General features: G+C 41.6%; 17 protein-coding genes and 1 pseudogene. 13 read left to right on the forward strand and 5 right to left on the reverse strand.

Features of this window, described 5'->3' with window-relative positions; genetic code table 11:
- The first annotated feature begins 214 nt into the window (after window positions 1-214).
- The 5 genes and pseudogenes from tnpA (at window position 215) to ABE613_RS15110 (ending at window position 3,064) form a co-directional block, all read left to right on the forward strand.
- Window positions 215-627, forward strand: a pseudogene (gene tnpA, locus ABE613_RS00005) (IS200/IS605 family transposase).
- Window positions 614-1,726 carry an RNA-guided endonuclease InsQ/TnpB family protein gene (locus ABE613_RS00010; protein ID WP_347375275.1) on the forward strand — a complete coding sequence of 371 codons (1,113 nt, stop codon included), beginning with the start codon at window positions 614-616 and terminating at the stop codon, window positions 1,724-1,726. The pseudogene tnpA and the gene ABE613_RS00010 overlap by 14 nt, the downstream one beginning before the upstream one ends.
- A 312-nt stretch (window positions 1,727-2,038) precedes the next feature.
- Window positions 2,039-2,626, forward strand: coding sequence for a helix-turn-helix domain-containing protein (locus ABE613_RS00015; RefSeq protein ID WP_235233674.1), 588 nt, complete (start codon window positions 2,039-2,041; stop codon window positions 2,624-2,626).
- Between the two features lie 73 nt (window positions 2,627-2,699).
- A complete protein-coding gene (locus ABE613_RS00020) occupies window positions 2,700-2,948 on the forward strand; it encodes a hypothetical protein (protein WP_347375276.1) in 249 nt (82 codons plus the stop codon).
- 35 nt (window positions 2,949-2,983) lie between these two features.
- The gene (locus ABE613_RS15110) at window positions 2,984-3,064 is read left to right on the forward strand and encodes a hypothetical protein (RefSeq protein WP_510182340.1); all 81 of its coding nucleotides are present in this window, start codon (window positions 2,984-2,986) and stop codon (window positions 3,062-3,064) included.
- A 34-nt stretch (window positions 3,065-3,098) separates the two neighbouring features.
- Here the strand turns inward: ABE613_RS15110 and ABE613_RS00025 are convergent, their stop codons facing one another.
- On the reverse strand, window positions 3,099-3,617 hold the full coding sequence (locus ABE613_RS00025; protein ID WP_235233672.1) for a helix-turn-helix domain-containing protein: 519 nt from the start codon (window positions 3,615-3,617) through the stop codon (window positions 3,099-3,101).
- A gap of 143 nt (window positions 3,618-3,760) precedes the next feature.
- Here ABE613_RS00025 and ABE613_RS00030 point away from each other — a divergent pair, with 143 nt between their 5' ends.
- The 4 genes from ABE613_RS00030 to ABE613_RS00045 all read left to right on the forward strand — a co-directional run bounded on the left by ABE613_RS00030 (window position 3,761) and on the right by ABE613_RS00045 (window position 5,931).
- Window positions 3,761-3,973 (forward strand): hypothetical protein, encoded by a 213-nt coding sequence (locus tag ABE613_RS00030; protein WP_347375277.1) that lies wholly within the window; start codon window positions 3,761-3,763, stop codon window positions 3,971-3,973.
- Between the two features lie 84 nt (window positions 3,974-4,057).
- Window positions 4,058-4,987 (forward strand): cysteine synthase A, encoded by a 930-nt coding sequence (cysK, locus tag ABE613_RS00035; RefSeq protein WP_347375278.1) that lies wholly within the window; start codon window positions 4,058-4,060, stop codon window positions 4,985-4,987.
- Window positions 4,988-5,002: 15 nt separating this feature from the next.
- Window positions 5,003-5,440, forward strand: coding sequence for a YunG family protein (locus ABE613_RS00040; RefSeq protein WP_347375279.1), 438 nt, complete (start codon window positions 5,003-5,005; stop codon window positions 5,438-5,440).
- A 299-nt stretch (window positions 5,441-5,739) separates the two neighbouring features.
- Entirely contained in the window at window positions 5,740-5,931 is a 192-nt protein-coding gene (locus tag ABE613_RS00045) for a DUF4405 domain-containing protein (protein WP_235233667.1), read from the forward strand.
- Window positions 5,932-6,111: 180 nt separating this feature from the next.
- On the opposite strand, the gene ABE613_RS00050 is transcribed toward ABE613_RS00045, so the two are convergent.
- From ABE613_RS00050 to ABE613_RS00060, 3 genes are all read right to left on the reverse strand, one after another.
- Entirely contained in the window at window positions 6,112-6,765 is a 654-nt protein-coding gene (locus ABE613_RS00050) for a hypothetical protein (RefSeq protein WP_347375280.1), read from the reverse strand.
- Window positions 6,766-6,837: 72 nt separating this feature from the next.
- Window positions 6,838-7,335: a hypothetical protein gene (locus ABE613_RS00055; RefSeq protein WP_347375281.1), complete on the reverse strand. Its 498-nt coding sequence runs from the start codon at window positions 7,333-7,335 to the stop codon at window positions 6,838-6,840.
- On the reverse strand, window positions 7,304-7,735 hold the full coding sequence (locus ABE613_RS00060) for a hypothetical protein (protein WP_347375282.1): 432 nt from the start codon (window positions 7,733-7,735) through the stop codon (window positions 7,304-7,306). Before ABE613_RS00060 ends, ABE613_RS00055 begins: the two co-directional genes overlap by 32 nt.
- A gap of 88 nt (window positions 7,736-7,823) precedes the next feature.
- Here ABE613_RS00060 and ABE613_RS00065 point away from each other — a divergent pair, with 88 nt between their 5' ends.
- The 3 genes from ABE613_RS00065 (at window position 7,824) to msrC (ending at window position 10,181) form a co-directional block, all read left to right on the forward strand.
- On the forward strand, window positions 7,824-7,913 hold the full coding sequence (locus ABE613_RS00065) for a hypothetical protein (RefSeq protein ID WP_347375283.1): 90 nt from the start codon (window positions 7,824-7,826) through the stop codon (window positions 7,911-7,913).
- 149 nt (window positions 7,914-8,062) lie between these two features.
- The gene (locus tag ABE613_RS00070; protein WP_347375284.1) at window positions 8,063-9,643 is read left to right on the forward strand and encodes a glucose-6-phosphate isomerase; all 1,581 of its coding nucleotides are present in this window, start codon (window positions 8,063-8,065) and stop codon (window positions 9,641-9,643) included.
- Between the two features lie 82 nt (window positions 9,644-9,725).
- The gene (msrC, locus tag ABE613_RS00075) at window positions 9,726-10,181 is read left to right on the forward strand and encodes a free L-methionine (R)-S-oxide reductase MsrC (protein WP_347375285.1); all 456 of its coding nucleotides are present in this window, start codon (window positions 9,726-9,728) and stop codon (window positions 10,179-10,181) included.
- An 88-nt stretch (window positions 10,182-10,269) separates the two neighbouring features.
- Here msrC and ABE613_RS00080 read toward each other — a convergent pair whose 3' ends face one another.
- Window positions 10,270-11,214 (reverse strand): ketopantoate reductase family protein, encoded by a 945-nt coding sequence (locus ABE613_RS00080; protein WP_347375286.1) that lies wholly within the window; start codon window positions 11,212-11,214, stop codon window positions 10,270-10,272.
- A gap of 209 nt (window positions 11,215-11,423) precedes the next feature.
- Between ABE613_RS00080 and ABE613_RS00085 the strand changes: the two genes are divergently transcribed.
- Complete coding sequence (locus ABE613_RS00085) at window positions 11,424-12,542, forward strand: carbohydrate kinase family protein (protein ID WP_347375461.1); 1,119 nt, start codon at window positions 11,424-11,426, stop codon at window positions 12,540-12,542.
- Window positions 12,543-12,554: the final 12 nt, after the last annotated feature.

The following is a 12,554-nucleotide window of genomic DNA, read 5'->3' on the forward strand; positions in this document are numbered from 1 at the left end:
CCGTGAACCAGTATATCATGAAGGATAATGTCAAGGTCAGGTAGTATTCCTTTTAGGAATCTCCACCTTTCCCTTGACATTATATGAGGGGTGAAGTGTTACCAATCATTGACACCTATACAGGATGAATTGCAAAGAAAGAACATATGTTCTTGAAATTCGGCGGGCATTGTGGTATAATATACTCAGTCGATAAGAAAGGAAGTCTTATATTATGCGAGAGTTAGACCATAATGCTCATTCAGTTTTTTGTTGTATTATCACCTTATTTTGGTTGTAAAATACCGACGGGATGTCTTTGATGATACTGTTTCTGACCGTGCCAGGGAAATTTTTTCTTATATCGCACCCAGGTATGGCATTGAGGTGGATGAGTGGAATCATGACGGTGATCATATCCACGTGATGTTCCGGGCTCAGCCAAAGAGTGAACTCAGCAAGTTTATCAATGCTTACAAGAGTGCCAGCAGCAGACTCCTGAAGAAAGAATTCCCAGCGATTCGTAAAAAGCTGTGGAAGGAAACTTTCTGGAGTCAGAGTTTCTGTCTGATAACAGCCGGTGGAGCACCAATCGAAGTGATCAGGGAATACATTAAAACACAGGGTGAGAAACATGAGAAAGAGTAATAAAGCCTTCCAATTCCGCATTTATCCAACGGAAGAACAGAAAGAATTGTTTGCGAAGACATTCGGAAGTTGTAGATTCATCTATAACCAGATGCTGTCGGATAAGATGGAAGAATATAAGAAGACCGGGAAGATGCTGAAGACGACACCGGCAGCATATAAAAAAGAATTTTCGTGGTTGAAGGAAGTAGATTCTCTTGCTCTGGCGAATGTGCAGCTCCATCTGGAACGGGCATACAGGAATTTTTTTGAACGTCCGGAGATTGGGTTCCCGAAATTCAAGTCAAAGCATCATAACCGGAATGCATATACTACGAATCTGGTGAATGGGAATATTCGACTTCTTGAGAACGGAATCAAACTTCCAAAAGCCGGTGTTGTAAAGGCGAAGATCCACAGAAAGATTCCGGAAGGGTTCCGGATGAAGGCTGTAACAGTCAGAAAACAACCTTCAGGGAAGTACTACGTCAGTATCCTTTTTGAATACTGTGCGGATGAAAACCAAGTCCGGGACAGAGAAGGAAGAGAACTGAAGGTTATCGGTATTGATTATGCGATGCATGGGCTGGCAGTATTTTCCGATGGAAGTAAATGCGAATATCCGGATTACTACCGAAGGTCTGAAAAACGCCTGAACAGAGAGCAGCGAAAGCTGTCACGTTGTAAGTGTGGAAGTTCGAATTATCAGAAACAAAAGAAAAAGGTGGCACTCTGCCATGAGAAGGTCAAAAACCAGAGAAGGGACTTTCATCATAAGTTGAGTCGAAAACTGGCAGATGAGTATGATGTGGTTGCCGTCGAGGATCTGAACATGAAGGCAATGAGCAGGTGTCTGAATTTCGGGAAGAGTGTTGTGGATAACGGTTATGGGATGTTGCTGAACATGCTTAGTTATAAGCTGGAAGACCGTGGAGGACAGCTTGTAAAGGTGGACAGGTTCTTTCCATCCAGCAAAAGGTGCAGTAAGTGTGGAAAGGTCAAACAGGTATTACCATTGTCAGAGAGAGTATATCGATGTGAGTGTGGTTATATAAACGACAGGGACGTGAATGCGGCGATCAATATCAGGAAAGAAGCATTGCGTCTGCTCTCTGCATAAAGTATGTCTGTTTCCAGACTGAATTCATGTCCATGTCTGGACGAAATATAGTTGTTATGCCCGTTTTCGGGCTAGAAATCGAACCGCCGGGTAGGCGGGGATAGCTTATTGATACTTGCCCCATTCGGGGGCATTGAGTAAGAAGCCCCCACCTCAAACAACGTTAAGTGGTGGGAGCATGTCACGTGCTGCCAAATACTTTTGACACTGTGTTTTCAGCAAAGTAAAACAGGTTTGATAGACAGAAAAAGAAAAAGTGATTATTCTCAGAACAGGTCAAGAGAACAAATCACTTGCGAAGGAGGATATTTTATGGAGCTGAACGCACAGATAAAAAAATACCGAAGGTCGCTTAATCTGTCCCAGGAGGAATTGGCTGAAAAGGTATACGTGACAAGACAGACGATTTCAAATTGGGAGAATGGAAAGAGCTACCCCGATATTCACAGCCTGCTGCTTCTCAGTTCATTGTTCAATGTATCTCTCGACCAACTGATTAAAGGAGATATAGAGACAATGAAAGAAATGATTGACGAGCAGGAAGTTAAGAAGTTTAATTATTACGGAAACATTTTCACTATTCATCTTTTGATTTTGATGATCTCAGCGGCACCGCTATTTATTTGGTTAGAACAATATGCGGTTATACCTTTCGGGGTATTGTTCGCGATTACGATGTTTTGGGCATCAAAAGTTGAAAAAATCAAGAAAGAAAATGATATACAGACATATAAGGAAATTGTTGCATTTTGTGAAGGTAAAAAATTAGATGAAATTCATAAGATGGTTGAAGCAGGAAAACGTCCATACCAAAATATCTTAAAGGTTATTATCAGTGCTGTTGTTACAGCAGCGATTTGTTTTTTGATTGGGGGTTTAATGCACATATTTTTGAATTGAGCATCATTTTGCATCTGCGGCCATAAGAACAAAGAGTCAGACGCACAGACACAAAGCTGATGAGTTTTACAAAATGAACAAGGTGGAGATAAACTACTGTGAAAAAAGAACAATTATTGTAACGGCTTTCTTTGGGGGTGAAAGCCCGACGGGTTATAGTATTACAAATCTCGGTAAGATTGAAAGCAGGTCAATTGCTAATGCTATGTTCATTCCGCCTGTGTCACCGGCCATAAAGAAGATCAAGGGTATTCTTACGGTAAATGGACGAATGAATATATGCGTTAGTCAAAGATATAGCAACAGCGAGTTGCTTGCCTGACAGATGAAGAGTTGATTGATTTTTGCGTAGAACATATGGCAAATGAAGATTGGCCTGCAGAACAGGTGCGTGCGCATATGGAAGCAGTGGTGCCGAGATTGAATCATTGGAAATAATAGGCATCGAAAATTGCATAATGAGTTCATTTTATTAGGAATTCAATTTTTCCTTCTCCGCATTCAGGAGATCAATATTGATGTTATTTTCGCTGGCTGTCTTATCCACCCACAGATTCAGGGAATCAATGGCAAGGGACACTTCGTCTAATTTCTTACTGATAAATGCAAAATCCTTGATTTCATCATCGGTAATCTTGCCATCCCGGGCAATCTGGATCAGACGGCTGGTTAATGGGTTGATTTCATTCAGGCTGGCAATGGTCTCCAGGATGATCGTGGATAATTCTGATATTTCAATCTCTGGAACGTAGCGGCTGCCAATGGCGCATTTGTGGGAACAGTAATAATTGCAAAGGTCTGGCCGTTTATAACAGTCGGCCATCTGAATGATATCGTATGGTGTCGGTTCCTGCAGCTCGTATTCAATTTTTTCAATTCTGGAAGCGGATACACCGACCATATTCTCACTGGCCTTTTCACGAGTCAGTCCTTGGGCTTCCCGGCATAACTGATATATATTTTTATTCTCTCTTGTCGATTGTTTTCCCATGAATCATTTCCTCTTATTTCTCTAAAATTGTGAAATACACATGGTTAAGCCTTCGCTTCTGGGGTGTACTTCTTATTCTAAAATGATTATACTGAAAACATGGAAAAACAGCAAGGATAAGGCGGATGAAATGAGGTGGAAAGATGTTATCACTATTATTTGCGATATGCATGATCTGGGTATTTGGAAAATTATTTATCTTTGGGATTAAAGCAGCCTGGGGAATATCAAAGTTCATTGTCACTGTTGTGTTATTGCCGCTGGTTTTGATAGGATTGGTAGTTGGCGGATTCATATATTTAGCATTTCCGATATTGCTTGTGGTGGGAATTGTGTCATTAGTATGTAAGAACTAAAGAGAAAAAGAAATAATTGTTTTGGGGACAGCAGCTTCATATGTTATAATGATTACACTGTGATTGGAAAAAGGAGAAGAAGAAATGATATATAATAACGTATTAGAAGCGGTGGGTAATACTCCGATGATCCGCCTGAACCGAATGGTGGATGAAGACTGTGCGGAGATTCTTGTCAAATTTGAAGCGGTCAATGTAGGCGGGTCCATCAAGACAAGAACGGCATTGAATATGATTATGGATGCGGAAGAAAAAGGAATTATCAAAGAAGATACCATTATTGTAGAACCAACAAGTGGAAACCAGGGGATCGGCCTAGCGTTGGTCGGAGCAGTAAGAGGCTACAAGACGGTTATCATTATGCCGGATTCTGTCAGTGAAGAGAGGCGTAAGCTGGTGAAGCAGTATGGGGCAGATATCCGAGTTGTACATGATGAAGGTGATATAGGAAAATGTATCAATGACTGTATTCAGATGGCGATGGATATGAAGGCGGAAGATCCAAGAGTATTTGTGCCACAGCAATTTGAAAATATGGCCAATTATCAGGTGCATTATGAAAAGACAGGTGCTGAGATCGTGGAACAGGTCGGAAAGAAGATTGATGGATTCTGTTCGGGAATCGGAACAGGAGGAACGATCAGCGGAATTGGTGCGGCCCTCAGGAAGGCCAATCCTGATATAGAGATCTGGGCTCTTGAGCCGGAGAATGCAGCAATCCTCTCTGGAAAGGAAGTTGGTTCACATATTCAGATGGGAATTGGAGATGGAGTGATCCCAGGTATCTTAGACCAGAAGATTTATGATGAGATCGTGATTGTGACAGATGAAGAAGCAATTCAGACGGCAAGAGAACTGGCAAGAAAAGAAGGCCTTCTCTGCGGCATCTCCAGTGGAACAAATGTGGCAGCAGCAATGAAGCTTGCACGGAAACTTGGAAAAGGAAAGACCGTAGTAACGGTACTTCCGGACACTGCGGAGAGATATTATTCAACACCATTATTTGAAGGATAAAAGGGCGGATATCATATGGAATATAAGTTTTGGGGCTGGGAACAGGCGGATGTTATGGCTGTAACAGACCAATATAAGGGGATTCGTACACCGGCTGATTTATATGATGCAATGTCAGAAATCTGGTGTGCCAAGACCTGCGCACCAAGAATGCGGCAGAAATGGACACTGGAAAATAAGACGCTGGGACAGTGCTCGATTACAGCATTTTTAGCACAGGACATATTTGGCGGTAAAGTGTATGGCGTCTTGCGGCCTGGTGGAAATTATCATTGTTATAATGTGGTTGGGGACTGTCGTTTTGATCTGACGAGTGAACAGTTTGGTGAGGAAGTACTGGTGTATGACGGCAACCCAGAACAATTCCGCGATGTTCATTTTGCAAAAGAGGAGAAGCGGTTAAGATACGAATATCTGAAAAAGGAATTGGAGTTGTATTGTATGAGAGAATAAAAGAAGCATCAGCCTCCTATGATAATTGATGAACAGATTTCTATAAGAAAATGGAAAGAACTTTTAGAAAACATCTCTTGACAAGTTAGTGAAAGATAACTATAATGTAAAAATGGGTTAGATAAAACTAACCTGTTTTTTATGAGGTTTGGTTAGGCTGAACTAATAACTATCCTCGAAGGCGGTCAAGAAGACGCTGCGGGAAAAGATTTACAAAAAACTGCTGCGCATTGCTAAAACAGTGTATTCTGTGGAGAATGGAAGGAAAAACAACGTTTGTTAAAGGAGGAACATTTCTATTGAATCGAAAAAAGATGTACATCATTGATATATTACTTGCGGTAGACTTTATTGTTTTAGCCCTCAGCGGCTTTGCGATTCATTTTTCAGACGGGAAAGTCTGGGCAATCATGCACAGTATCACTGCAGTCCTGTGCATCGTATTGGTTGTTTTACATATCAGGAGATTATCTGTGAATCTGAAAAAATGATTTATATTATTTTGATCATCTACTTCATTGTTGGGATTAAAACGATCCCATCAGATAGTGCGAAAGTTGAATATTAATATCGCAAAAAGTGAAAAGTATGAAGAGGTATCAGATTTGGTGAAGTTGTTCGAATGAAAAAAGATTGCGCTTAATGTGCAATCTTCAGGATGTAGATAAAGTTTATACAAAAATATCACTCAGTGAAGATGTATTTCTCCTGGTATGAAATCCGAAAGTAATCGCTTTCAAATCTTCACCTTTTTGCCAGCGTGCAAATAAATCGAGTTTGCGCTCATAGCCAAGGATGATTGCATTTATCCTGCTTTCAGTCATGTTTGTGTCAAGGGAGTAAAGATCTTTGATAAATGCAGGATCGGGCACCTTTGTTATGTCGACCAGACTGCGGTCTTTCACAAGTGAAAGTAGTCCCAGCTCTGTGCCAGAAAAGCTCTCAGTTGCTATTTTAAGCATATCTTTGTCGTTGTCAGGGACAGAATCATTTACAAACATTGACTTTCCACTATCATAAATCGGGGCAGGTTGTGTAAATTTTAATGTGTCGGCATCTCTCAATACTGCTATATTAGATAAATGTCTGTCACGTCCGGAAAGGATAAAATCGGTCATAATCTGATATTCAAGAAATGGCCTTAATTCATTTTCTGACAGACCATGTTCATTGCAGACGGATATGAAATGTTCATATGTGTTGGTATCTGTTTTTTTCTTTTTTGATGTCGCAATATCATAGGCAGAGATCAGTTCTGCCTTTGTAGATGTAAATAGTTCAGAGAAACAACCGTATTGATATGGTTTGCCATGTATCTCTAACAATCTGTAAGTAGTGTGATTTGAAAATCCCTGTAGTTCGTGAAGCTTTGTGGCGATAATTTCATTGAAGCATTCCTAAGATAATGCATCTCGATTTCCTTTAATCATTCCACGCTTGCCATTTCGGATAGTCCAGCATTTTTCAAGAGTTCCCTGGAGAGAACTGTTTGGTGTATAGTGTGGAATGCCATCGGGAGTGTCAGGTCCGTCATTTTCTATGTTGATATCATTGTGAAAATTATTTTCAAATAAGTTTACATCTTTCCACCGAAGACCGGAGTCAACAGGAGATATCCAGTAATAGTCGGTAAGTGAGAGCCCAAGATTTTTTGCGAGGTAGTCTTCCGGCCCCAGAAGGTCCTTGTCCACAAGCATTTGCCTGATATGTCCCTGGAAAATGGGGACGGCACGTCTTGCCCACCACTTCTTAAGCCAGTCGGTGCTGTCTGGATTATGTAATGGAGCAAGAGAAGCATTATTGTCAAATAATTTGTAATCTTGTATAGAACCATTTTCGGTAAGATTAATCACGGCAATGGCATTATCTTGTCGTTTTAGAATATATGGTCTCATAGGCATCCTCCATTGCGAGCTTTGCCAGCAGCTCTTCTAATTTCCATTTTGCCAGTTCCTCAATAACCTGCGTAGCTTCATGCTTTACCGGCATTATTTCTTCTTCATAAGTTTTTCCGTCTTTAACAAAAGATAAACAGTACGTCTTATGCTTAATGCAGATAATAGCAGTGGTGTCATATTTTTCAGATTGAACGTTACAGGTATAAAGACACATCTTATATAGTTCATTCATTGATATACCCAGTGCCTCAGATAATGCATATAACTGTCCGCTTTTTAATTTTTCAACAGGTAGCTTGTGATTCGCCAGATCATTTAAGGTGCTGTAAGGAACACGGCTACTTCCCGCAAGCTTATACATGGATATATGATTATTTTCCAAAAAAGATTTCAACATAATTTGTTCACCTCACAATTAATTATACCGTATATGCGGTATATATACAACAAATATTTATCGACAATGAGTTCTGTCTAGAAATGATGTGGCAAACATTCTGTTATTCCTTGCAAGTGATGAATCCCGTGCTATCACTGGTCAGGCACTGCAGACCGACTTTGGTGGAACATTATAAAAAATAGAAAGATGAAAGTGTGCTGAGGAGTCTGGAGAAAAAATCTCCAGGCTTCTTTTTTAATCTGCATAAAATGAATGTATTGAATTAGCCTTGGTTTAATAGTATAATTTTTAATAGAATGTATTAGCAATGAGGAGGAAACTGCAATGATTACTTGGAATAACTTAGATAAACTGGCTTCTTTTCAGGAGCTTTTGGATGCGAAGCGTGTGAATCTTGCTGAAGTTATGGCGGGAGAAAATGGTGCAGAGCGTGTGAAGAAATACAGCGTACCAATGGCAGAAGGCCTTGCTTTTAACTATGGTGCGAAGCAGGTGGATGATGCTGTATTGGAAGTACTTGCGAAATTGGCAGAGGAGGCTCAGCTTACAGAAAAATATGAGGCACTTTACAATGGTGAGGTGATCAATACTGGAGAGAAGCGTCTGGTACTCCATCAGCTGACCCGTGGACAGCTGGGAGAGGATGTTGTAGCTGACGGCGTGAATAAACGAGACTTTTATGTAGAACAGCAGACCAAGATTGCGGAATTTGCGAATAAAGTACATGCCGGAGAGATTACGAATGCAGCCGGAGAGAAATTTACAACGGTTGTACAGATCGGAATCGGCGGAAGTGATCTTGGCCCTCGTGCAATGTATCTGGCTCTTGAGAATTGGGCGAAGGTAAATGATACATTAAAGATGAAAGCTCAGTTTATCAGTAATGTTGACCCAGATGATGCAGCAGGCGTTCTGAGTAATATTGACATCGCTCATTCTATCTTCGTACTTGTGTCCAAATCAGGTACAACACTTGAGACATTGACCAATGAGTCCTTTGTAAAAGATGCGCTTGCAAAAGCTGGACTGGATGCATCCAAGCATATGATCGCAGTTACAAGTGAGACTTCTCCGCTTGCAAAGAGTGATGATTATCTTGCTGCATTCTTTATGGATGATTATATTGGCGGACGTTATTCTTCAACATCTGCAGTTGGCGGAGCTGTGTTGTCCCTGGCATTCGGACCAGAAGTATTTGCTCAGTTCCTGGATGGTGCAGCCAAGGAAGATGAACTTTCCAAGAATAAAGAATTGCTGGAGAACCCGGCGATGTTGGATGCATTGATCGGTGTGTATGAGCGCAATGTACTTGGATATCAGAATACGGCAGTCCTTCCATATTCTCAGGCACTCAGCCGCTTCCCGGCACATTTGCAGCAGCTGGATATGGAGTCCAATGGTAAATCTGTGAATCGTTTTGGAGAACCAGTAGCTTATCCGACAGGTCCAGTTATCTTTGGAGAACCGGGAACAAACGGACAGCACTCTTTCTATCAGCTCCTTCATCAGGGAACGGATATTGTGCCACTCCAGTTCGTTGGATTTAAGAGCAATCAGATGGGTACTGATGTTGTGATTCAGGATAGTACAAGCCAGCAGAAATTATGTGCAAATGTAGCTGCACAGATTGTAGCATTTGCATGTGGAAAAGATGATGAGAATCGTAATAAAAAGTTCGAAGGTGGACGTCCGTCAAGTATTATTATTGGAGAACAGCTGAATCCAAAATCATTGGGTGCGCTGCTTTCACACTTTGAGAATAAAGTCATGTTCCAGGGATTCGTATGGAATCTGAACAGCTTTGACCAGGAAGGTGTTCAGCTTGGAAAAGTATTAGCTAAGCGTGTACTTGCTCATGAAACAGACGGAGCACTGAAGGTATACAGTGATTTGCTGAATATCTAACAGATTATGATTTGCAAAAAAGCAGTCGTGAGAATCTCATGGCTGCTTTTCTTGTCTAAAAGACAGATTGGAGGAAGCATAGATGAAGAAACAATTACAATACACGCGTATAAACCAGCAGCTCCAGAACCTGCTTGGTGCAACACCTTATCAGATTACTCAGCTTGCCAATGCATCTGCTCTTCTGGCGCAAAGCCTGGAAGATATTAACTGGGCGGGATTTTATCTTATGGAAGATGGTAAGCTGATTCTAGGGCCATTTCAGGGGAAGGTTGCCTGTATGGAGATCAAGATTGGAAGTGGTGTGTGCGGCACAGCGGTGGCAAGAGATGAGATTATGCTGGTGAGGGACGTGCACCAGTTTCCAGGACATATTTCCTGTGACAGTGCTTCGAATTCCGAGATTGTCCTTCCAATACATAAGAACGGGCATGTGATAGGGGTGCTGGATATTGATAGTCCGATTCTGGCAAGATTCGATGAAACGGACCGAGAAGGACTAAGTGAATTTGTGAGGATATTAGAGGAGAAGCTATAAAAATATTATTGAAAGATGAGGAATTACTTGTATTTGAGGGAGTATAACTTGTGTTATAGTTATGCTCCCTCCATCATTTATAGAAGCACTATTTGGCCATGTCAATCAATCCCTGATACATTCTTTGGGTTGTTGGAACTGGAACATTAAGTTTTTTTGCTTCTCGTACAATATATCCACTGAATGTCTCTAATTCGGACATTTTTCCATTACAGATATCCCGCTGCAGGGAACTGGTGGCATCTTCCGCAAGCTCGTGGTAGAATCTTCGGATGATAGAATCAATATGAGCCTGTGTTACATGGACGTGCCTGGCTAATGCAACTTGATAAGCTTCATTTACCAGATCTTCATATTCTTTTGCTTTTACAGGATCGTTCCGAAGCTGGCCGATGGTGTTGTTATAATAGGCAGTTGTGACATTGTATGCGCAGTTTAAGATATATTTTCTCCAGATAGCCTGTTCAATATCAGGAGCAACTTTGTGATCAATATTGGCGCCGGATAAAAGGTCAGATACTGCCTGTACTGCCTGCTGCTGTGCAGCATCTGCATGAGGAATGCCGATATACAGGTTGGCGAAATCCCCTTGCTGTGTGATGGAGTAATCAGCGTTTGCAAAGGCTACGATATAGATAAGGGAATCTACAACAATGCCTTTGTGCAGAATACTTCGGATCCGGTCACCGGGATCTACGCCATTCATAACGGGAATGATCACTGTATGATCGGTTACCGCATGCTCCATACTGTGGCATACATCTTCCAGAGAGTAATTTTTTACACATACAAAGATATAATCCTGTTCTTCAAGATCTTCAATGGTCGTTACTTTTTCTGGCATTACGGTTATCTCTCCATGATAGTCGCTGTGGAGTGTCAGGCCGTTCGTCTGTAAGGATTCCAGACGCTGTCCTCTTGCTGCGAATGTAACATGTGGATAATGTTTTCCAAGCATACCGGCCATATATCCACCGACACCGCCGATGCCGATGACTGCAATTTTTTTATTTTCTGTCACTTCTTGATTCATATACCTTCCTCCCTGTCAATCGATTCATCTGTCATTTATTGTACTACAATGCCGATGTTGATGTACAGAAAAACATGAATTTGCTATATTGTGGAGTTTTTGTTCTTGTATGGAAGGTGTATTCCCGAATTGAAAGAAATAAGAATTAATGGTATGATAAATACATCTTTTATGAAAATAGTTCGTGACAGAAAGTAGGTTGAAAGATGATGACAAAGAAAGTAATTGTAGCCGGACATATTTGTCTGGATATTACACCGTTATTCCCAGAGCAAAAGGTTGAGAATATCGCAGATTTTCTGCTTCCGGGAAGATCAATAGAGACGAAGAATGTGGATGTACATACAGGTGGAGCAGTAGCGAACACTGGACTTGCCATGAAGATTCTGGGGGCCGATGTGTCTCTGATGGGTAAGGTGGGAGATGATCCATTTGGAGAGATGGTCCTAAGCATATTGAAGAAATATGATGCGGATCAGGGGATGATCGTTGCACAAGGAGAGGCAACGTCGAGTTCGATTGTCCTGGCAATTCCGGGGATTGACCGGATGTTCCTGCACAATCCTGGCGCGAATCATACATTCCAGCCGGAAGATATTCCAGAGAAGGACTTAGAGAAAGCTGCATTATTCCACTATGGATATCCATCGGTCATGGCTTCTATGTACAGAAATGAGGGAAGCGGTCTGGTCAGGATGATGAAGAAGGTTAAGAAAGCAGGCGTTGCCACCTCACTGGATCTGGCGGTGGTTGATGAAAATTCAGAGGCAGGAAGAGAAGATTGGAATAAGATTCTTAAGAAAGTGATTCCTTATGTGGATTTCTTCGTCCCAAGTGTGGAGGAATTGTGTTTTATGCTTGATCGAAAGCTGTTTGCACAATGGAGAGAAAGAGCAAAAGGAAAAGAGATCACTTCTGTGCTGGATATAGAAAACGACGTAAAACCATTGGCTGATCTTTGCATGTCTTACGGAGCGAAAGTATTATTGATTAAGTGTGGAGCGACTGGAATGTATTACCGCACAGCTGAGAAGGATGTGCTGCAGCAAGTTGGAACGCGGGTGGAACTGGATCTGGAACAATGGGCTGACAAAGAAGGATTCGAGAAGAGCTTTGTGCCGGAATGTGTTCTGTCCGGGACAGGCGCAGGTGATACCAGTATAGCAGCATTCCTTACGGCTGTGCTGGAAGGAAGTTCACCTAAGGAGGCTGTTTCGCTCGCAGCGGCGGAAGGTGCTTCCTGTGTGACTGCATTTGACGCATTGGGAGGAATCCGCACACTGAATGAACTGCGAGAGAAGATTGCAGCAGGATGGGAAAAATACTAGAAGAGGTAGATA

This window comes from Dorea chungnamensis, assembly GCF_039832125.1.
Classification (GTDB): Bacteria; Bacillota; Clostridia; order Lachnospirales; family Lachnospiraceae; genus JAFBIX01.